The 21,142-nt window shown below is 32.2% G+C and carries 21 protein-coding genes; 9 read left to right on the top strand and 12 right to left on the bottom strand.

Annotation, left to right across the window (positions count from 1 at the left end):
- Positions 1-60: 60 nt before the first annotated feature.
- The 4 genes from FH779_RS04140 to FH779_RS04125 all read right to left on the bottom strand — a co-directional run bounded on the left by FH779_RS04140 (position 61) and on the right by FH779_RS04125 (position 3,234).
- Complete coding sequence (locus tag FH779_RS04140; protein WP_180906168.1) at positions 61-1,083, bottom strand: AMP-binding protein; 1,023 nt, start codon at positions 1,081-1,083, stop codon at positions 61-63.
- A gap of 1 nt (position 1,084) precedes the next feature.
- A complete protein-coding gene (locus FH779_RS04135; RefSeq protein ID WP_244958023.1) occupies positions 1,085-1,696 on the bottom strand; it encodes a DUF1684 domain-containing protein in 612 nt (203 codons plus the stop codon).
- Complete coding sequence (locus tag FH779_RS04130) at positions 1,693-2,733, bottom strand: o-succinylbenzoate synthase (RefSeq protein ID WP_180906167.1); 1,041 nt, start codon at positions 2,731-2,733, stop codon at positions 1,693-1,695. Before FH779_RS04130 ends, FH779_RS04135 begins: the two co-directional genes overlap by 4 nt.
- 75 nt (positions 2,734-2,808) lie before the next feature.
- The gene (locus tag FH779_RS04125; protein ID WP_180906166.1) at positions 2,809-3,234 is read right to left on the bottom strand and encodes a VOC family protein; all 426 of its coding nucleotides are present in this window, start codon (positions 3,232-3,234) and stop codon (positions 2,809-2,811) included.
- A 101-nt stretch (positions 3,235-3,335) separates the two neighbouring features.
- Here FH779_RS04125 and FH779_RS04120 point away from each other — a divergent pair, with 101 nt between their 5' ends.
- The 3 genes from FH779_RS04120 to FH779_RS04110 all read left to right on the top strand — a co-directional run bounded on the left by FH779_RS04120 (position 3,336) and on the right by FH779_RS04110 (position 7,579).
- Positions 3,336-4,577 carry a MutS-related protein gene (locus FH779_RS04120; RefSeq protein WP_180906165.1) on the top strand — a complete coding sequence of 414 codons (1,242 nt, stop codon included), beginning with the start codon at positions 3,336-3,338 and terminating at the stop codon, positions 4,575-4,577.
- A gap of 54 nt (positions 4,578-4,631) precedes the next feature.
- Entirely contained in the window at positions 4,632-4,994 is a 363-nt protein-coding gene (locus FH779_RS04115; protein ID WP_180906164.1) for a hypothetical protein, read from the top strand.
- Positions 4,995-5,176: 182 nt separating this feature from the next.
- Complete coding sequence (locus tag FH779_RS04110; RefSeq protein WP_180906163.1) at positions 5,177-7,579, top strand: outer membrane beta-barrel family protein; 2,403 nt, start codon at positions 5,177-5,179, stop codon at positions 7,577-7,579.
- A 58-nt stretch (positions 7,580-7,637) separates the two neighbouring features.
- On the opposite strand, the gene FH779_RS04105 is transcribed toward FH779_RS04110, so the two are convergent.
- Entirely contained in the window at positions 7,638-8,135 is a 498-nt protein-coding gene (locus tag FH779_RS04105; RefSeq protein WP_180906162.1) for a MarR family winged helix-turn-helix transcriptional regulator, read from the bottom strand.
- Positions 8,136-8,240: 105 nt separating this feature from the next.
- Here FH779_RS04105 and FH779_RS04100 point away from each other — a divergent pair, with 105 nt between their 5' ends.
- The gene (locus tag FH779_RS04100) at positions 8,241-8,618 is read left to right on the top strand and encodes a RidA family protein (RefSeq protein ID WP_180906161.1); all 378 of its coding nucleotides are present in this window, start codon (positions 8,241-8,243) and stop codon (positions 8,616-8,618) included.
- A gap of 2 nt (positions 8,619-8,620) precedes the next feature.
- On the top strand, positions 8,621-9,556 hold the full coding sequence (locus FH779_RS04095) for a pyridoxal-phosphate dependent enzyme (protein ID WP_180906160.1): 936 nt from the start codon (positions 8,621-8,623) through the stop codon (positions 9,554-9,556).
- A gap of 77 nt (positions 9,557-9,633) precedes the next feature.
- On the opposite strand, the gene FH779_RS04090 is transcribed toward FH779_RS04095, so the two are convergent.
- The 7 genes from FH779_RS04090 to FH779_RS04060 all read right to left on the bottom strand — a co-directional run bounded on the left by FH779_RS04090 (position 9,634) and on the right by FH779_RS04060 (position 17,523).
- On the bottom strand, positions 9,634-10,293 hold the full coding sequence (locus tag FH779_RS04090) for a YggS family pyridoxal phosphate-dependent enzyme (protein ID WP_180906159.1): 660 nt from the start codon (positions 10,291-10,293) through the stop codon (positions 9,634-9,636).
- A 3-nt stretch (positions 10,294-10,296) separates the two neighbouring features.
- Positions 10,297-11,544 (bottom strand): DUF1015 domain-containing protein, encoded by a 1,248-nt coding sequence (locus FH779_RS04085; protein WP_180906158.1) that lies wholly within the window; start codon positions 11,542-11,544, stop codon positions 10,297-10,299.
- A 33-nt stretch (positions 11,545-11,577) separates the two neighbouring features.
- Positions 11,578-12,528, bottom strand: coding sequence for a D-2-hydroxyacid dehydrogenase (locus tag FH779_RS04080; protein ID WP_180906157.1), 951 nt, complete (start codon positions 12,526-12,528; stop codon positions 11,578-11,580).
- Positions 12,529-12,615: 87 nt separating this feature from the next.
- Positions 12,616-13,686, bottom strand: a complete 1,071-nt coding sequence (serC, locus tag FH779_RS04075) for a 3-phosphoserine/phosphohydroxythreonine transaminase (RefSeq protein ID WP_180906156.1) — start codon at positions 13,684-13,686, stop codon at positions 12,616-12,618.
- A 162-nt stretch (positions 13,687-13,848) separates the two neighbouring features.
- Complete coding sequence (locus FH779_RS04070) at positions 13,849-15,108, bottom strand: aminotransferase class I/II-fold pyridoxal phosphate-dependent enzyme (RefSeq protein ID WP_180906155.1); 1,260 nt, start codon at positions 15,106-15,108, stop codon at positions 13,849-13,851.
- Positions 15,109-15,201: 93 nt separating this feature from the next.
- Positions 15,202-16,239 (bottom strand): PLP-dependent cysteine synthase family protein, encoded by a 1,038-nt coding sequence (locus FH779_RS04065; RefSeq protein WP_038336998.1) that lies wholly within the window; start codon positions 16,237-16,239, stop codon positions 15,202-15,204.
- 129 nt (positions 16,240-16,368) lie between these two features.
- Positions 16,369-17,523: a GlmU family protein gene (locus tag FH779_RS04060; RefSeq protein WP_180906154.1), complete on the bottom strand. Its 1,155-nt coding sequence runs from the start codon at positions 17,521-17,523 to the stop codon at positions 16,369-16,371.
- A 161-nt stretch (positions 17,524-17,684) separates the two neighbouring features.
- Here FH779_RS04060 and aroB point away from each other — a divergent pair, with 161 nt between their 5' ends.
- From aroB to FH779_RS04040, 4 genes are read left to right on the top strand one after another with little or no spacing between them, the layout of a single operon-like run.
- Positions 17,685-18,737 (top strand): 3-dehydroquinate synthase, encoded by a 1,053-nt coding sequence (aroB, locus tag FH779_RS04055; RefSeq protein ID WP_084106957.1) that lies wholly within the window; start codon positions 17,685-17,687, stop codon positions 18,735-18,737.
- The gene (msrB, locus tag FH779_RS04050) at positions 18,725-19,261 is read left to right on the top strand and encodes a peptide-methionine (R)-S-oxide reductase MsrB (protein ID WP_180906153.1); all 537 of its coding nucleotides are present in this window, start codon (positions 18,725-18,727) and stop codon (positions 19,259-19,261) included. The genes aroB and msrB overlap by 13 nt, the downstream gene beginning before the upstream one ends.
- 46 nt (positions 19,262-19,307) lie before the next feature.
- A complete protein-coding gene (locus tag FH779_RS04045) occupies positions 19,308-19,694 on the top strand; it encodes a hypothetical protein (protein WP_147279964.1) in 387 nt (128 codons plus the stop codon).
- 9 nt (positions 19,695-19,703) lie between these two features.
- Entirely contained in the window at positions 19,704-21,035 is a 1,332-nt protein-coding gene (locus FH779_RS04040; protein ID WP_180906152.1) for an MATE family efflux transporter, read from the top strand.
- The last annotated feature ends 107 nt before the right edge of the window (positions 21,036-21,142 follow it).

Below are 21,142 nucleotides of genomic sequence, written 5' to 3'. Positions count from 1 at the left end.
GTGCTAAAATTAAGCTATTTTTAGGTAAAATACACGAACAAAATAAAAAATAGGTCGGTTCTAAAACTGTTGTCTTTTTACTTTTCCACTTTCAGTTCGTGGAAATTGATCGATAAAAACAATTTCTTTCGGTTGTTGGTATTTAGTTAAATCTGCGGAAGAAAAATCCAAGCTCCTCTCCTCTCCTTCCACAACTAAAATTAATTTCTGGCCTAATAATTCATCCGTTTTTGAAGTGATATAAAAATCAGAATTAATGAACGATTTCAGCTTATTTTCTATTTGTTCAGGAAATAATTTTATTCCACCCGAATTAATCACATTATCCGCTCTTCCAATCCAGTTAAATTTACGTTGATCGATGATTTCAACCACATCATTCGTTACAACTTGCAAACCGTCATAAGGCGTATCAATCACCAAACAACCGCGTTCATCTTGCGAAATATTTACCTCATCAAACGCTTCAAAAAATTGTTCTGCATTAGGATATTTTTGATTTGCAACTTGTTTAAACGCAATATGCGTAATCGTCTCCGTCATCGCATACGTTTCATAGACTTCGTTCTCAAAAGCAAACAATTCTTGTTTCACTTTCACCGAAAGAGGCGCTCCTCCTATGATTAACTTCTGACATCTTGAAACAAAATCTAACGAATTTTCGACTTGCATAGGCGTTAACGCAACAAAATCAATCGAGGTAAAATTTTGCGAAATTCCACGATTAATTTCATCCAAAGAAATATGCGAAGTTGGTTGCATACAAATCAATTTCAATCCGATTTCTACTGCACGAATCAACATCAATTTTCCAGCAATATAAGTAACAGGCATCACCAATAAAGCTGAATTTCCTTTTTCTAACTGCAAATATTTCCCCGTCATATTCGCACTTTTTCGCATATTTTCTTTGGTCAAAATAATCTCTTTCGGAGTTCCTGTTGAGCCAGAAGTATGCGCAATCATCACCTCAGAATCAGAAAACCATTCAACCAAAAAATCTTTAACCGACTGCTCAAATTCATTGGTAAATTGAATAGCGTTGACATCAAAATTAGGTTGAGAAAAATCTAAATACAACATTCTATTTATGATAACTTACACCTGCATTAATTTCGACATCCAACACATTATTAGCTGGCGGAATCGGACAATTGTAATGTTTGCTATATGCACAATAAGGATTGTACACTTGGTTAAAATCCAACGTTATTTCATTGGCTTTTGTACCCAAATCTTTTGTTGTCAAATCCAAATAACGTCCGCCTCCATAAGACGTCACGCCGTTTGTTTCGTCCATAAAAGGTAAAAACAAACTGTCAGCATATTTCTCCATAATTGGAGAAGATTGATAAACCGTCAACGTTTGTTCAACATTATCCAACATAAATGTCACCGTTCCGTATTCTTTGTAATTTTTGATTTTCTTCGCAGAAGTAGGAAACGGAATCACCTTTCCATCTTTGATTGGCGTAAATTTCGCTTTCACAATATATTTTTCGCTAATCGGAAAAAATGTAATTCCTTTGAAATTCGTTTTTTCTTCGTCTACCAATGGCGTCGTTTTAGGATCAGTATAAAAAGTAGCCAATTCGGTTTGATATTTTTGGATCGCAGCTAAATCAATTGTTTTTTTTGTCGTTTGACAACTCATTAAAACGATTGTTGCAAAAAATGCGATAATTATTTTATTCATGCTAATTTGTTTCGAAATAAATATTCTCCTCTTAATTCTAATCGACTTGGGAAATTGTTTGTAAACAAACCGCCTGTTCCCAATCCTTGTGGCATTTCTGGGTATAAAATAGCTGTCCATTGTGCAATAGCGTTTAAGCCTATATTACTTTCCAAAGCTGATGTTATCCAAAACGGGATTTCGTATGTATCTGCTGCATTAATCCATTCCAACGAACCTCTAATTCCGCCAACCAAACTTGGTTTTAAAATAATATATTGCGGTTTGATTTGTTCTAATAATTTGAATTTATCTTCTTGATGAACAATTCCGATTAATTCTTCGTCCAAAGCGATTGGTGTTGGTGTAGCAGCGCATAACTCTGCCATCAACTCTACTTGTCCTGCTTTGATAGGTTGTTCAATCGAATGTATTTTTAAATCAGCCAATTGTTGCAACACCCCTTTTGCTTCCTCAAACGTAAAACCTCCGTTCGCGTCTACTCTTAATTCTAATTGATCTGCAGAAAAATCTTGTCTTAATTGTTGAATAATCTTATGCTCATTTTCCCAATCAACACCAATTTTCAGCTTGATACAGTTGAAACCAATCGCTAATTTTTCTTTGATTTGTTCGCGCATAAAATCAATCGAACCCATCCAAATTAAACCATTAGTTTGAATACCTTGATCACCTGTCGAAAAAGCTGATTCATACATATCAGGATTCAATTTATCTGTATAATTTTCATTGTAACGATTCGCAAACATACTCTGAAAAGCCTGCTCTATACCAAACTGAATCGAAGGCCATTCACGCAATTCACGCCACAATTCATCAACTCCTAAGTCAATATTGTCACAAACCCATTGCAATTTTTCTTCATAATCAGGACGATCATCAAAACTCAATCCTTTAAACAATCCACATTCACCAACATATTCTTTCCCATCTTCTTCTAATGTAAAAAGATAGGTCAATTTCTCTGTCAAAACGCCGCGCGAAGTACCGCTTGGATTTTTGAATTTCAAAATATAAGGTTTAAAACTTGCTTTCATACTTCAAATTTAGTCAAATATGATGAGCTCCGAAAGTAGTTTTAGGAGAAATAATCTGTAAAATTTTCCTACCAATTAAGCATTTTCCAATGCAGCGATATCAAACTTTTTCATTTTCATAAAAGCTTGCATCACGCTTTGAGCTTTATCTGGATTACTCAAAAGTTTTGGTAAAACAGTTGGTACAACTTGCCAAGAAAGACCAAATTTATCTTTTAACCAACCACAATTCCCTTCTTCTCCTCCATCCAAAGTAAGATTATTCCAATAAAAATCAATTTCTTCTTGCGTTTCACAATCGATAACAAATGAAGTCGCTTCATTAAACTTAAAATTTGGACCTCCATTCAATCCCATAAACTTTTTTCCGTTCAACTCAAAAATAACCACCATCTGATTATCGGTTATAATTTTTGAGTTAGGAAAAATCGAACAATAAAAATTTGCGGCTTCTTGCGCTTGTCCATCAAACCATAGACATGGATAAATTTCATTTTTCATATTGTGTAGTTTTTAAATTGGTGTTAAATACTATTTTGTTCAGTAATTTAATCAAATATGATTATCTTGAAAAATAGTTTCAATAGAAATAATTGCCAACCATGATGAACATTGATAATTTGAATGTAGAAAAAGATATTCTACCTCTTTTTAATGTAACATTGAATTATAATTCACGTTCAACGTTACTCCAATTATTGGATACAAAACCGAAAACGTTACAAGAAGTCATAGATAGACAAAATATTATCAAAAGTTTTGTACAACAAGTGGAAGGAAAGTCGCTATACAATTATTCTAAAACGGAATATAACGAGGTTTTGAATACAATAAATAACGTTGAATCAGTCGATTTTCTAAAGATAAAATTCTATTCATCTGTTAAATCTACTCTCGAAAGTTCGCTAACACAACTTTATATTTTCTTCAATAAAATTTATACGTTTTTGCAATCGTTAGAAGTACAATTGTTTCCAACTAAATTTCGAAATCTATTAGACAATATGATTGCTACATTGATGTCAATTGAAACGGAAAAAAATTATCAATTCATTCGAAATAGAAAATTTAAGAGCAAGGAAATTCTAAACGCAAACGATTTATTGATTGAAAACAAAGCACAAATCAATTCATTTTTCGAGCAACTTCATCTCTTCGAAGCATATTTATCTATTAGTTTAAAAGTAATTGAACATCGATTTATTTTTCCGACTATTTCACCACAAAACGAACTCGATTTAGTTGACTTTTATTATCCATTACTCAAAAATCCTGTCAAAAATAATTTCAAAACTTCTAAAAATGTTGTTGTATTAACAAGTGCAAATATGTCAGGAAAATCAACTTTTTTTCGTGCAATTGCTTTTTGTAGTTATTTGGGAAATCTTGGACTTCCAGTTTCATGCAAATCAGCAACAATTCCTTTTTATCAAACTATTAGTATCAATATCAATCATACAGACAATGTGTTGAAAGGATATAGTCATTTTATGAATGAAATTATGAACCTAAAAAATTATCTCATTTCGAGTAAAGAAGCAGGTTATAGTTTTGCTATTTTCGATGAATTGTTTAGCGGAACAAATTCGATAGATGCAACGAATTTATTAACAAAAACAATAAAAGGTCTAGATTCACATCAAAATACCTTGACATTTATTTCAACACATCTCAATGAAATTCTGGACGAATTACAACAACTTGATAACACAGAATTTCTGCATTTGGAATGTATTATTGAAGATAATTTGCCAATTTATACCTACAAAATAAAAAATGGTTCTTCCGACATTCGAGTTGGACAATTAATTTTTGAGAAAGAAGGATTAGAAAAATTATTATAAAATATATTTTAAAATTAATAAATAACTTCTTACTTTGTTTTTCAAAGCACTTTTATGAAACAAAATCTTAAATTAATAATATTATTGTTTTTAATTACATCTTGTACGTATAAAAAAGGAATCAAGATTAAAATAATAAATGATTCTAGTTTTAAAATAGAAAACGTAAAATTTTCTGCTGAAAATTCATTTATATATGTAAAAAAACTTGAAAAAGGGAAAAATTTCAATAATGTACTTGATATGAACAATATTTCTCATGGTGATGGATCCTATCAATTAACATATAAAATTAACAATCTAACTAAATCTATTAATACTGGATATTTTACAAATGGTAAACCTTTAGATAAAAATATGCAAATAATTATTAAAAATGACACCGTTTTTGTTGATTATAAAATTAACAGTTTTTAAATTTTTATCAATCATACTTCACATTAAATATATTTAAGAATTGTTTAACATTTAGCCATGTAACTTTTCAAATGTTGTTGCGCCTTATTAATATTAATAACTTAATAACTTAATAACTTAATAACTTAATAACTTAATAACTTAATAACTTAATAACTTAATAACTTAATAACTTAATAACTATGAAAAAATACTTTTTTCCTATTGTTTGCATTGCAGCAATTCAAACGTATGCGCAACAAAATGTAAAAGGAATTATTCAATACACCAATCAAACACCTGTAGCTTTAGCAGATGTTGTGATTTCGCAGGGTGATAAAATTGTAGATGAAATCTCTACAGACGAAAATGGACATTTCTCAGTAGTTTTAGATGAAGGTTCGTATACTTTCAAAATAGAAGAAGCTGGTGTTACATTACATTCAGTTACGCTACAAGTTACTAAAAATGCTGATTTAGGTGTTATTTTAGTTCCAAAAAATGAAAATGTAACGTTAACGGAAGCCGTTGTAACAGGACAAAAAAAATTAGTTGAAAAGAAAGTAGACCGATTAATTTTCAATGTCGATCAAGCAGAAGGTGCAAAAGGAGGAAATGCCTTAGATGCGTTAAAACTTGCTCCTCGTATTAAGGTGGAAGAAGCGACAGACGCTATTTCTATTATTGGAAAAGGCTCGGTTAGCGTCATGATTAATGACCGATTAATGCAAATGAGTAGTGAACAATTGGCAAATTATCTGAAAACCATTCGAACAGAAGATATTGATAAAATTGAAGTCATTACAAATCCTCCAGCCAAATACGATGCGACAGGAAACAGTGGAATCATCAACATTGTATTGAAAAATGCAAAACAAGATAGCATGAATGGTTCTATTTCTACTTCGTACAATCAGCAAAAATACGGTGGATTTAATTTGAGTGGAAATATCAATTACCGCAAAGGAAAATGGACCTTAACTTCTAATATTTACAACGGTGCAGGAAATTGGTATGATAAAAGTAAAAATACAACTTTGTATCCCGACGAAAAATGGAGTTCGGATGACATCAATAAAAATGATAATAATTATTATGGCGGTCGAATTGGAGTCGATTATCAAATTAATGACAATTTAATCACAGGTTTCAATTTTAATATTTCGAAGAGTGAAGGAAAAAATAAAGGAGGTTCAATCTTTGATATTTTCGATTTAGAAAATAACACAACAGATCGTTATATGACAACGAATAGAGATGGTGGAAAGTGGAATTGGAATTATCTAGGATTGAATTACCATATCATCAAAAAATTCAAAACGGATGGACAAAAGTTAACCTTCGATTTTGATTATTCGAACAATGAAAATGATATGAATCTCAAAAATATCAGCAATGAGTTTAATCCTAATTGGACAGAAATTCCTGGTAAATACCAAAATAATTACAGCTTAAATAATGGTTCTTCAAACCGATTCAATGCAAGCATCGATATGGAGCATCCTATTAATTCGTGGAAGATGAATTATGGAACACGTTTACGTTGGGCAACAGATGAAGCAGAAAATCAACGATTTTTAAAACTTAATCCGAATAATGATTTCCATGAAGATACTGATTTTGCTAGCAAATACAAATACAAGGAAAATGTCTATGCGTTATACTATTCGATAGAAAAAAAATTGAGCGAAAAGTTAACAGGAAAAGTTGGTTTACGTTATGAGCATGCACAAGTGAAAAGTATTATGGAAGATCCGAAAGATAATTACGAAAAAACTTACGATGGCTTATATCCAACTGCTTATTTAATGTATCAATCTTCAGAAAATCATTCATTTACTTTAAACTATAGTCGTCGTGTGGATCGTCCATTTATTTGGTATTTAAATCCGAGAAGAACGAAACAAAATGAATATAGTTATTCGGAAGGTAATCCAAATTTAACACCTTCTAATTCAAATAATTTCGAGTTAGAACATGCGTACAAAGATTTATTGGTAACAAGTTTGTATTACCGCAATGCGAACGATCTTTTTGAACAAGTAAGCATAAAAGATCCTGATACAAAGATTACACTTTCTAAGCCTTATAATATTGGAAAAACATATAGTATTGGTCTAAGTGAAAACATTAATATAAAACCTTATAAATGGTGGAAAATAAATGCCTCGGCAGATGTTTTCTATCGTAAAACAACAAGTAAAATTCCGGAAATGAATTATACATTGGATGGAATGAATGGGGAATTTAGAATTACAAATAATTTAGATTTAAATAAAAAGAAAACACTTTTTGCGAATTATACGTATTCATATTACACTAAAAGTACAGATGGTTTGGAGAAATCTGGAGATTTTATGCGCCATAATATAGGATTAAGAGCAATGGTATTTAATAAGAAATTGCAACTTTCGGCAAATATCTCTAACCTTTTCGAAAATAGAAATGGAACTTACACAAATGTATCAAACGACGTAGTCAGCACAAGTATTAGTCAACCATTCAGAATGTATCGTATTGGAATTAGTTACAATTTCGGAAAACAATTTAATATAGAACGTTCAAAATCTAACCAAGAACAAAGCAGTAGTGGAGGAAATGGTTAAAATTTATTCCTGAATGAATAAAACCTGAACAAATCTGTTCAGGTTTTTTTTATAATAATTATTGATCCAATTCTATCAAAAGCTTTTTTAATAGAATAGATAAATTCTCTTGTTCTTTTTTATTCAAAATTTGAATTGAATTTTTAGCTTCATCAAATCTTTTTTTGATAGCTTCATCAATAATTTTCTTTCCTTTTTCTGTAAGTCCAGCCAAACTTATTCGTCCATCATTTTCATCTGCCGCACGATAAATTAATTCTAATTTTGTTAAGCGATTCAAAAGTGCTGTCATCGCTCCGGAAGTAATTACAACAGATTCCATCAATTGTTTTGGCGTTAATTGATAAGGTTCTCCTGAACGACGAAGCGTTGCTAACACATCTAAATCAGTATAATAGATTCCATTTTCCTTTAAAGCCAAACTTGCTCTATTCTCGAAAATCTTACCCAATTTCATCACTCTACCTACAATCTGCATTGCATCAACATCCAAATCTGGACGTTCTATATTCCAATCAGCAATTAATGCATCAATTAAATCTTTATCTTTTTTCATCACAATTAATTGAAAAACAAATGTACAAATTATCTTGATGTAAAGATAATTTGATATATTTTAAATATATCTTGATATAAAGATATATTTAAAATCAATAAGAAAATGAAAATTATTCAAACCGAAAATATGCCAATTGCAAATGGACATTACTCACAATGCATAGAACATAATGGAATTCTATATCTTTCTGGTCAATTACCAATTGACCGCAAAACCAAGAAAATTCCAACAACAATTTCAGAGCAAACTAACTTAGTTTTAAAAAATATCGAAACGATATTACATGAAGCTAATAGCGATAAAAACCATATATTACAGGTTCGAATTTACATTCCGAATATTCAATTGTGGGATGAAGTAAATACCGTTTACAGTAACTTTTTCGGAACTCATAAACCAACGAGATGTGTTATTCCTACAAATAAATTGCACTATGGCGCATTAATCGAAGTTGAAGTAACCGCAATCAAAAAATCCTAACGATGTACAAACAAGCTATTATAGAAACTCATCAACGAATTTCACCTTTTATTCACAATACACCAATCTTAACGTCAAGTTTATTGAACGAAATAGTTGGAGCGAAGTTGTTTTTTAAATGCGAAAACTTTCAAAAAATGGGTGCCTTCAAAATGCGTGGTGCAACAAATGCTATCATGCAACTTACAGACGAACAAAAGCAAAAAGGAGTTGTGACACATTCTTCTGGTAATTTTGCTCAAGCTTTAGCACTTGCAGCAAAAAGCTTGGGAATTGAAGCTTTTATTGTAATGCCCAAAACTGCTCCACAAGTTAAAAAAGACGCTGTAAAAGGATACAATGGGCAAATAATCGAGTGTGAACCAACTTTAGAAGCGAGAGAGAAAACAGCAAAACAAATCGAAATACAAAAAGGTGCAACGTTTATTCATCCTTCAAATGATCTCAATGTTATTCTTGGACAAGGAACTGCAGCGAAAGAATTATTAGAAATACATCCAGACCTGAATTATATATTTACTCCTGTTGGTGGTGGAGGTTTAATTGCGGGAACAGCTATTGCTGTGGAAAATTTTGGTGAAAATTGTAAAGTAATCGGTGGAGAACCTTTTGAAGCAGATGATGCCTATCGTTCGTTAGAAAGTGGAAAAATAGAATCTAACATTACAACAAATACAATTGCAGATGGTTTGAAAACAGAATTAGGTGATATTAATTTTCCCATCATCCAAAAAGGTGTAGAAAAAATAATACGTGTAACAGAACAAGAAATAATTGCAGCAATGAAATTAATTTGGGAACGTTTAAAAATTGTTTGCGAACCTTCTTCTGCTGTGGCTTTAGCTGCATTAATCAAAGAAAAAGAAAGTCATAAAAATATGAATATAGGGATAATCGTTTCTGGTGGAAATGTCAATTTAGACACTTTACCTTTTTAAAAATTTTTCTATAAATAATAAAAAAATAAACCCCTAAAACATAAATTTTAGGGGTTTTGTATTGTAAAAATATTCTATTAAATCGAATAATTACGATGTCCAAAGATCGAACTTCCAATGCGAACCATTGTACTACCTTCTTCTATCGCAATTTGATAATCTCCGGACATTCCCATTGATAAAATAGTTAGATTTTCGAAATTATTTTTCAACGAATCAAAGTTAGATTTTAAAGAACGAAACTCTTCTCTAATTTGATTTTCATCTTCCGTAAACGTTGCCATTCCCATCAATCCAACTACGCGAACATTTGGTAAATGCTGAACTTCTTCTTGCATAATTTGTTGAATTTCTTCTTGATCCAAACCAAATTTAGTTTCTTCATCTGCTATAAATTGTTGCAACAATACATCAATTACGCGATTATTTTTTTCGGCTTGTTTGTGAATTTCTTTCAACAATTTTAGACTATCAACTCCATGAATTAAATGCACAAAAGGCGCCATATACTTCACTTTGTTGGTTTGTACATGTCCAATCATATGCCAACGAATATCCTTTGGAAGAACTTCGTATTTATCACACATTTCTTGAATTTTGTTTTCTCCAAAATCTCGCATTCCAGCCGCATAAGCTTCTTGCAAATCCTCTACAGGTTTTGTCTTAGAAACCGCTACCAATGTCACATGAGCAGGAATTGTAGCTTCGATTGTTTTTAAATTTTCTTGAATACTCATTTTTTATTCTTTCAAATCGAATACAGCAAAACCGCTTAAAGGTTTTGGTTCGATATATGTACTTTTTGGAGGCATTTTAAGCCCTAAATCTGCAATCAATTGCAAATCCTTCACATCCACTGGATAGAAAGCAAAAGCAGCAATATAATCGTGATGATCAACCTTGTTTTTAAGTGCTTCCACTCCTTCTCTATTACGCGTTCCACATTCGTAATGAACACGTTTATCCTTTTTAGAATCTTGAATATTAAGAATTGGTTTCATCACATTTTCTTCGAAAATATACGTATCCAACTCGCTTAATCCTTCGGTTGTCAATAAGTTATTTTTGACATATAAACTATAAAATTGACCATCTAAATACATCACAATATGATGTTTTTTTGTTGGCACAACTAATTCATCAACTTTCGGAATAATTTCAAAATCAACTTCTAAAGCAGTTAAAAATGCTTCTGGAGTTAAGCCATTTAAATCTTTAATTAATCGATTATAATCATTGATAATCAAATCTTCATTCGAAACTAAAAGTGCTAACGTATAATTAAACGCTTCATCACCATAGACTTCATCTTTCGAATTTTCAACCGCAAATTTTGTGTATCGTTCCGAACTTTCCATACGATGATGTCCATCTGCAATGTACAATTCGTCCAATTTCTCGATCGAATCTTTTAATTGTTTTAAATTCAATCGATTATCAACTCTCCACAATAAATGTTGCGTTCCGTTTTCTTCTTCTATTTTTAGAATCGGCTTGCGTTTCATTTCTGTATCAATTAACAAATCTACACGTTGAGCAGGTTTATAAGTCAATAAAACAGGCTCCGCATGGAAGTGAGATTCCTTCAAATAATCAGCAAATAATTCCACACGACGTTCCAATGTTTCTTCGTGTTTTTTAATTTTATTTTGACGATAATCATCAATATTCACCAAGCCCAAAAGTCCTTTTGTTTCGCGTCCATCAGGCTGTATCACTTGATAAATATAAAAAGAAGACTTGTCTTGCGTTAATATTTTTTTCGAAATAAAATTCTCGAAATTCTCGCGAACTTTTCTGAATTTTTCTTTCGGATCTTGAATCGTTTCGTCCCAAGTTGGCAAAATAATATGCAAAAAAGAGTGTTCTCTGTTATTGATATAATAGTCCAATTCTTCTTTCGAATATTGATTAACGGCAAGCGTTACAAATTCTTGAGAAGTTTCTTCTGTAGGTCGAATTCCTTTGAATGGTTTAAATTGAGGCATTTTGAATAGTTTTAGATAGAATGAAACTCAAAATTATTTTCCGTAAATCTCAACGATTTGCGAAGCTAATTCAGTTCCAATTCTGTCCTGCGCTTCATTCGTAGAACCTGCAATATGAGGAGATAACGACAACGATTCGTTCATCAACAAGCCCATTTCTGGTGTTGGCTCATTCTCGAAAACATCTAAAGCCGCACCTGCAACTTTACCATCTTCGATTGCATCAACTAACGCTTTTTCATCAACAACTCCTCCACGAGCCGTGTTAATTACAATCACGCCATCTTTCATTTTTGCAAATTCTTTCTCGCCCAAAATATATCCATCTTGCGCTGGAACATGTAACGAAATGAAATCTGCTTTTGTAATGACTTCATCAAAATCAACAGAAGTGATTGTAAACGTTAATTTTTGACCATCAAAAAATTCTAATTCGATGTCACGTGTTGCTGGAAATTTATCATACACTAAAATATTCATTCCTAAACCAATCGCTTCACGAATTACTTCTACACCGATACGACCAAAACCGATCACACCCATTGTTTTCCCTCTCAATTCGATTGCTTTTGCGTAAGCTTTTTTCAATCCATTGAAGTTAGAATCTCCTTCTAAAGGCATATTACGATTGGCTTGGTGCAAATTACGAACGATAGAAAACAAATGCGCAATCACAAATTCTGCTACCGATTGAGAAGAAGATGCTGGCGTATTAATGACTTGAATTCCTTTTTCGCGTGCATAAGCAACATCGATATTGTCCATACCAACTCCACCACGACCAATAATTTTAAGATTTGTCGCATCAATCAAAGGTTGACGAACTTTAGTCGCAGAACGTACTAAAAGTACTTCTATTCCGTTTTCGTTGATATAATTTTCTAATTGTTCTTGTGCTACGTGAGCAGTTATTACTTCGAAACCTTTTGCTTCTAAAGCTTCTATTCCTGCCTTAGAAATTCCGTCGTTTGCTAATATTTTCATGTTTTTATTATAGAATTAAGATGCGAAATTTTAGATGTTAGATAATATATTTCTCAATACTAATATCTAGCGTCTAATATCTGCTGATTAACCAAATTTTTGTTCAAATTGTTTCATTACTTCTACCAAAACTTGAACAGATTCTAATGGTAAAGCGTTGTACATTGACGCACGGTATCCACCAACATCGCGGTGACCAGCCAAAGAAACAACTCCAGCTTCTTTTAACATTGCGTCAAAATCAGCTTTGAAATCTTCGTTATTTAAGACAAAAGTAGCATTCATTTGAGAACGATCTTCTGTTGTAGCAGTTCCTGTAAATAATCCGTTACGATCAATTTCAGCATACATTGCATCCGCTTTTGCAGTATTAATTTTTGCAATCGCTTCTACTCCACCTTGCTCTTTTAACCATTGTAAATTTAACATAACACCGTAAATTGCAATTACTGGCCAAGTGTTAAACGATGATTCTTTTTTGATATGTGTTTCGTAGTTTAAATAATCAGGAATATTACGTCCTGTTTTACCTAATAAATCTTTTTGAACGATTGCAACGGCAGAACCTGCAGGTCCCATATTTTTTTGAGCTCCAGCATAGATTACTCCGAATTTAGAAACATCAATTGTGCGAGATAAAATATCCGAAGACATATCACAAACCATTGGAACTGGAGAATTTGGAAACTCTTTCATTTGTGTTCCAAAAATAGTATTATTTGATGTGCAGTGAAAATAATCTACATCTGAAGGAACAGTATATCCTTTCGGAATATAATTATAATTTTGATCTTTTGAAGAAGCTATAACTTCAATTTCTCCGAAACGCTTCGCTTCTTTGATAGCATTTTCTGCCCATTTTCCTGTTTGTGTATAAGCTGCTTTTCCGCCTTCTTTCAATAAATTGTAAGCTACAGTAGGAAATTGCAATGAAGCTCCGCCTTGCATAAAAACTACGTCATGCGTTTCTGGAACATTCATCAATTCTTTTACCAACGCTCTTGCTGTATCAATCACTTCTACCGCATCTTTGCGACGGTGAGAAATTTCTAAAATTGATGTTCCTGAATTGTTGAAATCTAAACAAGCTTGAGCCATTTTGTCAAAAACAACTTGTGGTAAAATGCATGGTCCTGCACTAAAATTGTGAATTTTCATAATTAAAATTGTTGTGTGTTTGTGTGTTTAATTTGTAAACAAATATAGTAAATCAAATGTGGAAAGAAGGGAATAATTACTTAACTTTTGAACAGAATACAAACAAAAAACCCTAAACTTATTTAGTTTAGGGTTTTTCTATTATTTGATTGAATATTTATTTTAGTATTGAACAAAATCAACATTCAATTCTTCTGCTTTGCGTTTGTAATATCCGTCAGCTAATTTATCTTTAATCTCAGCAAATGAGTTTAACGTATATTCGATGTGCTCGTCTTCGTGAGCAGCAGTTGGGATAATACGGAAAATAATCATTCCTTTTGGAATAACTGGATAAACCACTACAGAAACGAAAATACCATATTCTTCACGCATTTCTTTCGCTAATACAGTCGCTTCGATAGGAGAACCATTCAATACGATTGGTGTAACACACGTGTTAGAACCTCCAATATCAAATCCTCTTTCTTCTAATCCTTTCTGAATTTTTTCTACATTGTGCCATAACTTATCTTTAAGTTCTGGTTGAGAACGTAACAATTCAAGACGTTTTAAACCTCCGATTACCATTGGCATTGTCAATGATTTAGCGAAAATTTGAGAACGTAAATTATATTTTAAAATACGGATAATATCTTTGTTACCAGCGATAAATGCTCCGAAACCTGCCATAGATTTTGCGAAAGTTGAGAAATAGATATCAATCTTATCTTGACAACCTTGCTCCTCTCCAGCTCCAGCTCCAGTTTTACCTAAAGTACCAAAACCATGTGCATCGTCTACCAATAAACGGAATTTGTATTCGTCTTTGTAAGCTGCAATCTCTTTCAAGATTCCTTGTTTACCTGTCATTCCGAAAACACCTTCTGTAATCACTAAAATTCCACCGCCTTGTTTGTCAGCTAATTTACGTGCACGAATAATTGTTTTTTCGAAACTCTCGATATTATTGTGTTGATAAATAAAACGTTTACCAAAGTGTAAACGAACACCATCAACAATACAAGCATGACATTCAGCATCATAAACGATTACATCATTTTTAGATACTAAAGCATCAATTGTAGATACCATACCTTGGTACCCGAAATTCATTAAATAAGCAGATTCTTTTTGAACGAAATCAGCCAATTCTTGCTCTAATTGAGCGTGATAATCTGTTTGACCAGACATTGCACGAGCTCCCATTGGATAAGCCATACCATATTGTGCCGCAGCATCAGCATCCGCTTTACGAACTTCTGGGTGATTAGCTAAACCTAAGTAGTTATTGATTGACCAAGTAATTACTTTTTTACCTTGGAATTCCATTACGGGTCCAATTTCTCCTTTTAACTGTGGAAAAACATAATAACCTTCACCATAATCAGCGAATTGACCTAATGGTCCAGGGTTCTGTTTTAAACGTTCAAAAATGTCCATTTTATTATAGTTTAATTTTTTATTAATTGAAAAAAAGTAGAAAGTGAACGAACACTACCTACTTTAAATATTTAATTTTTACAAATATACGTATTATTTGATTCTTTCGACTGTTGCTCGAGCTTCTAAACCATTGAGTCTGCTATTTGTAAAGCCTTGCTCTGCCATCCAATCATCACTAAAGACTTTTGTCATATAACGTGATCCGTGGTCTGGATACAAAATTACAACTAAAGAATTTTCGTCAAATTCTCCAGCTTCAGCCAATTGTTTATATGCTTGTGTAGCAGCACCAGAAGTATATCCTGCCATAATTCCTTCTTTCAAAGCAATTTCTCTTGTGCGATAAGCAGCTTCTTCGTCTGTCACTTTGATAAAAGAATCAACCATTTCAAAATCTAAAGCTCCAGGAACCAAATTTTTTCCCATTCCTTCGATTCTGTAAGGATAGATATCATTTTGATCAATTTTACCAGTTTCGTGATAACCTTTCAAGATTGATCCATAAGCATCAACTCCGATGATTTTTACATCTGGGTTTTGCTCTTTTATATAACGTGCACTACCTGTCAAAGTTCCTCCTGTACCTGTACAACCGATTAGGTGAGTAATTTTACCCTCTGTTTGATTCCAGATTTCAGGACCTGTTGTTAAATAGTGAGCTTCTGTATTCCCTTGATTAAAATATTGATTAATATAAAGAGAATTTGGCGTTTCCGCAGCAATACGTTTTGCTACTTCGTAATATGATCTTGGATCATCAGCAGGTACATTCGCAGGGCACAAAAATACTTTTGCTCCCATCGCTTTCAAGAATGAAATCTTTTCTGCCTTTGTTTTATCCGATACCGCTAAGATACATTTGTACCCTTTTACGATAGCCACCATAGCTACAGCAAATCCAGTGTTACCTGAAGTTGTTTCTACAATCGTAGCACCAGGTTTTAATAGACCATTTTTTTCAGCCTCTTCTATAATATGTAAAGCTATTCTGTCTTTTGTTGAATGTCCAGGATTGTAACATTCTAACTTTGCATAAACTTCGCCTGGAATGTCTTGGTTAATTCTGTTTAATTGAACTAATGGAGTATCTCCAATTAACTCTAAAACGTTTTTATATTTACCAGTCATTTCACAAATATTCTTTTCTAACAAAAAGCAAAATTAAGGATTTTTTAATTAATTGTTAAAAGATTAACACGTAAAATTAATCATATTACAATTTTAAACTAAAATTCTTATGATTTACTCGTTATTAAATTAGTTATTATTTAAATTAAAAATATGTTCTAAAATTCTTTTATCAGCAAGTGTAAAAGCAATTTTTCTTCTTTCCATCATTTTTTCTGCAGCTTCACAAGCTTTATCAAAATTAAAAACAGGAGCGTTTGATTGTCCACCCCAACTATAATGTTTAATCATATTTGGTGGAAAACCTGATTGAAAAACGTTCGCACAAACTCCAACAACTGTACCAGTATTAAATTGTGTATTGATTGCAGATTTAGCATAATCGCCCATTATTAAACCACAAAATTGCAAACCTGTTTTTACAAATCTTTTTTGGTTATAACTCCATAACTTTACTTCTGCATAATTATTTTTCAAGTTTGAGTTATTTGTATCCGCGCCTAAATTGCACCATTCTCCAATTACAGAATTCCCTAAAAACCCATCATGTCCTTTATTTGAATATGCTGTTAAGATTGAATTATTTAATTCACCACCAACTTTACAAAAAGGACCAATCGTACAACCAGCGTATATTTTTGCACCCATATTTATTTTTGCATGCTCGCATAAAGCTAATCCGCCACGAATCATAGAACCTTCCATAATTTCGGCATCTTTTCCGATATAAATTGGACCTTCTGATGCATTCAAAATAGAAAATTCAACTTTCGCACCTTCTTCAATAAATATTTTTTCGGGAGCTAAAACTTGGTTGGTTGCTGATATTGGTTGAGAAGTTCTTCCTTTTGTAACTAAATCAAAATCAAATTCAATTGCTTGAAAATTGTATGTAAACATATCCCAAGAATGTTGTAGATGTATTACTTCATCTTCAAATTGAATAACGTCTGATGTGATTTTTGGAGTTTCTTCAGTTGATTTAACTGCTACAAGTTGATTGTCAAAAATTAGGGTTTGATTTGGTTTTAAATCCTTTATCGCTTCAATTAATTTTTCATTCGGAAAAAAAGTTGGGTTGATAAATGTATTTTCTGTTTGAAGTTTAGCAGGAAATTTTTCTTGCAAATAAGGTTTCGTTTGATAAGAAACCTCTGTATTTAGTATTTTTTCCCAACGTTCTGCAAAACTCAATATTCCCATTCTTAGGGCTGCTACAGGTCTTGTAAATGTTAGGGGCAAAAAATCTTCCCATTCTTCGCCATCAAAAAGAACTATGTTCATTGATCTATGAATTTGTGCAAATTTAAAAATAATTATTTTATAAGTCGATAATATCAATATAGATTCTATCGACAGCCCTCCTAAAATAAATCATTCAAAATATTTGGTCGATGTAAAAAGGTCGTCGTAATTTTAGGCACATTTTAAAAACATTTTTCATTTTGAAATCAGCTCCGATTCATTTTGGTTCAATCGCATATATATTAGACGATTACCTTGCAAATAACACTTTTTCTTCTATCTTCTTTTTGGTAGATGAGAACACTCATGTGCATTGTTTACCGCTATTATTAGCCGATTTGGACAATATTTCTGCTTACGAAATCCTTGAAATTGACTCTGGAGAAGAAAATAAAAACATTGATACTGTAACCAATCTTTGGTTAGCATTAAGCGAATTGGGTGCAGATCGTCATTCATTAGTTATCAATGTTGGTGGTGGAGTTTTAACGGATATGGGAGGTTTTATGGCCTCTACTTTCAAGCGTGGAATCAAATTTATTAACATTCCAACTACCTTATTATCGCAAGTCGATGCTTCTGCTGGCGGAAAAAATGGAATTGATTTAGAAGGAATGAAAAACATGATCGGGACATTTACACAGCCAGAAATGGTGTTAGTTGATCCTAAATTTTTGTTGACATTAGAACAACGTCAAGTAAAATCTGGTTTGGCAGAAATGTTGAAACATGGTTTAATCAAAAATCGTGATCATTGGGATAATTTGGTGCAATTACCTTCGCACGATGCTGAAGCTTTGGCGCCTTTTATCATGGATTCTATTCATATCAAAGAAAATGTGGTTGACAATGATCCGTATGAAAAAGGTGAACGCAAAATTTTAAATTTTGGTCATACAATTGGTCATGCCATCGAAAGTGAATCCTTAGAAACTGATTTTCCACTTTTACATGGTGAAGCAATTGTAATCGGAATGATTATTGAAACGTTCCTTAGTTATGATCAAGAATTAATTTCTAAAGCTGATGTAGAAGAAGTTTGTGAAAGTTTTTCGTCAATGTATGCTTTAAATACAATTGATATGAAAATTTTTCCGAACTTAATGGAATGGATGAAACACGACAAAAAAAATCAAAACAATTCAATCAACTTTAGTTTGATCAACAAGATTGGAAATTGTCGTTATGATGTAGTTTGTACTGAAGAAGAAATCAGACAAGCTTTTGAAAAATATAATCAATGGATTGCCTAAAAAAAAATATTTCTTTTTTTGTTGTTGGATTAATATTAAGCCTTATGGTTGCTTGTACATCTCAACACAAGAAAGAAGATGCTAAAGTAGAACAACCTTCAAACACTGTTACGATGAACGAAAAACCTCAATTCAATATCAATAAGTCAAACGAAGAATGGAAAAAAGAACTTTCTTCTGAAGAGTATTATGTTTTAAGAGAAGCTGGTACAGAACGTCCTTTTACAGGAAAATTCAACATGCATTTCGAGAACGGAATTTATACGTGTAATGCGTGTGGAGAAGAATTGTTTTCTTCTTCTTCTAAATTTGACGGACATTGTGGTTGGCCAAGTTTCGACAAAGAAATAAAAGAAGGTAAAATCGTAGAACGCGTAGACACTTCACACGGAATGAAGAGAACAGAAATTCTTTGTGGAAATTGCGGAAGCCACTTGGGACACGTTTTTGATGACGGACCTACAGAAACTGGTTTACGTTATTGTGTAAATTCGCTTTCGTTAGATTTCAAACCTGTAAAATAAAATCAAAAAGCTGTTTCGACAGCTTTTTTTAATGCAAAAATACTTTATGAAAATACTTCGTATCATTATCGTTCTTATCTTATTGTTATTAATTTATAACGGTGTTTACAATTACAATTTAATGGTGAATATAAGAACAACCGATCGTCCGATTAATCCATTACGCTATATCTTTTTCGGTTTTTATTTCTTCTTAATTCTGTTGAATTTGATTGAATATATTCGTGGAAAATTTACATACGGATCATTCAAAAAAGTAATTTATTATTTGATTTTCGCTGGATATTTAGCATGTATTTTTATGTTCAAATACAACGATTATCACATTCCTGGCTTACCACTTTTGGGTTATTTCACATTGGTCGGAACTACCTTATTTATGTTGAGTCAAATCATCAAAAACAAACCGCCATATAAACGCGTAAAAAAATAATTTTTCGAAATGAGTTTGGTTTCGGATAGAATTACGTTCAAACAAATTAATCAATTAGCGATTCCTGCTATTTTTTCGGGAATTGCAGAATCTCTTATTACCTTAACCGATATTGCGATGGTGGGTAATGTAAAAGAATATTCGGTTGAAGCACTTGCTGCTACTGGTTTAGTTGGTTCTTTTCTTTCAGGAATTATCTGGATTGTTGCCCAAACCAAAACCTCTATTTCGTCTTTGGTTTCGCAAAGTTTTGGTGCAAATAAATTGGAAAGTCTCAAAACTTTAGTTCCGCAAGCGTTGTATTTCAATCTATTTTTGAGTTTACTTATTTTTGTTCCAACGTATTTTTTTGCACAAAATCTATTCGAATTGTACAATGCAAAAGATTTGGTTCTTCAATTTTCAGTAGATTATTACAAAATCAGAGCATTTGGTTTTCCATTAACACTTATTTCGCTCACTCTTTTTGGAGCATTTAGAGGAATGCAAAACACCGTTTGGGCAATGAAATGTAGTTTAACAGCTGCATTTGTTCATGTCTTTTTAGACTATATTCTAATCTTTGGAGTAAATGGGATAATTCCCGCTTATCATATTAAAGGCGCTGCTTATGCAAGTTTGATTGCACAATTGATTATGGTAATTATGGCGTTTTACTACTATTTCACGAAAACTTCATTTGGATTAAATCCAGGAAAAACCATTCATCCACTTTTTAAGAAATATATCAACTTAAGTTTCAATTTTATTTTACGAACAGCTTCGTTGAATGTTGCATTTTTTCTTGCGAATTCTTACGCCACCGATTACGGAAAAAATTATATCGCCGCGCAAAGTATTTTGATGAATATTTGGTTGTTCTTTTCATTCTTTATTGACGGATATGCAGGTGCTGGAAACGCGATGGCAGGTCGTTTACAAGGCGAACGAAACTATCCTAAACTTTGGATTTTAAGCAAAGATATTTCCAAATATTCAGTTTTAATTGCGTGTATTTTAATTGCGATTTGTTTCATTTTTTATAATCAAATTGGGCAAATTTTCAATCAAGATCCAAATGTTTTGATCATTTTCAATTCTGTATTTTGGATGGTTTTACTGATGCAACCAATCAACACATTGGCTTATATTTTTGATGGATTTTTCAAGGGAATGGGCGATGCAAAACTCTTGCGAAACAACTTAATTATCGCAACATTTCTTGGATTTCTACCAACCATTTATCTTGCAGATTACTTTGGTTTAAATATTTATGGAATTTGGATTGCATTCGGAATTTGGATGTTTTTACGCAGTTTTCCGTTAATGTACATTTTTAGAAAACGAGTTTTAAATCAATAATAAAAGTCGCACTAAAACGACTTTTACTATTTCATCTAAATTCTATTTTCCTAAAGTGTTGAAATAAAAGATTTTTGAATTTTTCCGTTGAAATATGTCCTAGACAT

The organism is Empedobacter falsenii (assembly GCF_013488205.1).
Taxonomy (GTDB): domain Bacteria; phylum Bacteroidota; class Bacteroidia; order Flavobacteriales; family Weeksellaceae; genus Empedobacter; species Empedobacter falsenii_C.
Note: the sequence above shows the minus strand (reverse complement) of the source record. Positions and strands in the feature narration are given on the sequence as shown.